The organism is Gemmiger gallinarum (assembly GCF_014982805.1).
Taxonomy (GTDB): Bacteria; Bacillota; Clostridia; order Oscillospirales; family Ruminococcaceae; genus Gemmiger; species Gemmiger gallinarum.
Genome location: NZ_JADCKC010000007.1, coordinates 1 through 2,307, shown reverse-complemented (window position 1 = coordinate 2,307; position 2,307 = coordinate 1). Strand labels below are relative to the sequence as shown.

The following is a 2,307-nucleotide window of genomic DNA, read 5'->3' as shown; positions in this document are numbered from 1 at the left end:
TGAGCTTAACTTCTGTGTTCGGAATGGGAACAGGTGGAACCTCACCGTCATCGACACCGGCCGGTATACAATCTTTCGATCGCATATTCTCTTTTCTGAAGGCATGTGCCCTCAAAACTGAATAAGAACTGCTTCTTGGCAAATGAAGCACTAGAGAAGATTGGGTCAAGCCCTCGACCTATTAGTACACGCTAGCTGAACGGATCACTCCGCTTACACTTTGTGCCTATCAACCTTGTAGTCTTCAAGGGGTCTTACCTGATTGACTCAGTGGGATATCTTATCTCAGGGCCGGCTTCACGCTTAGATGCTTTCAGCGTTTATCCGATCCGCACATAGCTGCCCAGCTGTGCCACTGGCGTGACAACTGGTGCACCAGAGGTGCGTCCATCCCGGTCCTCTCGTACTAGGGACAGCACCCTTCAAATATCCTGCGCCCACGACAGATAGGGACCGAACTGTCTCACGACGTTCTGAACCCAGCTCGCGTACCGCTTTAATTGGCGAACAGCCAAACCCTTGGGACCGAATACAGCCCCAGGATGCGATGAGCCGACATCGAGGTGCCAAACCTCCCCGTCGATGTGGACTCTTGGGGGAGATCAGCCTGTTATCCCCAGGGTAACTTTTATCCGTTGAGCGATGGCATTTCCACTCACATACCACCGGATCACTAACTCCGACTTTCGTCTCTGCTCGACCCGTCAGTCTCGCAGTCAGGCTGGCTTTTGCGTTTGCACTCTTTCGTCTGGTTTCCGTCCAGACCGAGCCAACCTTTGAACGCCTCCGCTACTCTTTAGGAGGCGACCGCCCCAGTCAAACTGCCCACCTAACAATGTCCCCCGCCCTGATTCAAGGGCGCAGGTTAGAATTCCAATGTCGCAAGGATGGTATCCCAACGTCCGCTCCGCTCAGGCCAAAGCCCGAGTTTCTCAGCGTCCCATCTATCCTGTGCATGCAACACCGAAACCCAATATTAGGCTACAGTAAAGCTCCATGGGGTCTTTCCGTCTTGTCGCGGGTAACCGGCATCTTCACCGGTACTACAATTTCGCCGGGCGGGCTGTTGAGACAGTGCCCAGATCATTACGCCTTTCATGCGGGTCAGAACTTACCTGACAAGGAATTTCGCTACCTTAGGACCGTTATAGTTACGGCCGCCGTTCACTGGGGCTTCAATTCAATGCTTGCACATCTCCTTTTAACCTTCCAGCACCGGGCAGGCGTCAGCTCGTATACGTCATCTTTCGATTTAGCACAAACCTGTGTTTTTGGTAAACAGTTGCCTGGGCCTATTCTCTGCGACTCACTCTCGTGAGCACCCCTTATTCCGAAGTTACGGGGTCAACTTGCCGAGTTCCTTAACAACCCTTCTCCCGTTGGCCTTAGAATCTTCTTCCTACCTACCTGTGTCGGTTTGCGGTACGGGCACCTTAGATATACGCGCAGCTTTTCTCGCCTCTATTCCAGCCAGACTTCGGTACTATATTTCCCTCGATCACTACCGGAACCAACACCCGGCTCTGACCTTCATAAAGTGTCCCTGCGTTTAAATCTTTCGGTGGTGACGGAATCTCTACCGTCTGTGCATCGGCTACGCCGTTAGGCCTCACCTTAGCTCCCGACTAACTTGGAGCGGACGAACCTTCCTCCAAAAACCTGAGGCTTTCGGCCATGAGGATTCTCACCTCATTCGCGCTACTCATTCCGGCATTCTCACTTGTATGAACTCCACGACCGCTTACGCTATCGTTTCACCGCGCATACAACGCTCCCCTACCCAGTATTAAAAATACTGCCTAAGCTTCGGTGCAGGTTTTGAGCCCCGTTAAATTCTCGGCGCAGAGACGCTCGACCAGTGAGCTATTACGCACTCTTTAAATGAGTGGCTGCTTCTGAGCCAACATCCTGGTTGTCTGCGTATCTCCACATCCTTTTCCACTTAAACCTGCTTGGGGACCTTAGCTGTAGATCTGGGCTGTTTCCCTTTTGACAATGAGATTTATCTCACACTGTCTGACTCCCGTGAATCGATTATCCGGCATTCTTAGTTTGATAGGCTTCGCTATCCTCTCGGACGCTAGGCCATTCAGTGCTTTACCTCCGGTAATCTGTCACGAGGCTAGCCCTAAAGCTATTTCGGGGAGAACCAGCTATCTCCGAGTTCGATTGGAATTTCTCCGCTACCCACAATTCATCCGCCGCCTTTTCAACGGAGGTCGGTTCGGCCCTCCATGAAATTTTACTTTCACTTCAGCCTGATCATGGGTAGGTCACCCGGTTTCGGGCCCATTGCACGCTACTAAA

The 2,307-nt window shown here is 52.0% G+C and carries 2 rRNA genes; both read right to left on the bottom strand.

The annotated features are described in order from the left end of the window. Window positions 1-61 (bottom strand): 5S ribosomal RNA (gene rrf, locus INF35_RS13600); the annotation flags it as partial. Window positions 62-161: 100 nt separating this feature from the next. After that, window positions 162-2,307, bottom strand: a 23S ribosomal RNA gene (locus INF35_RS13595); the annotation flags it as partial.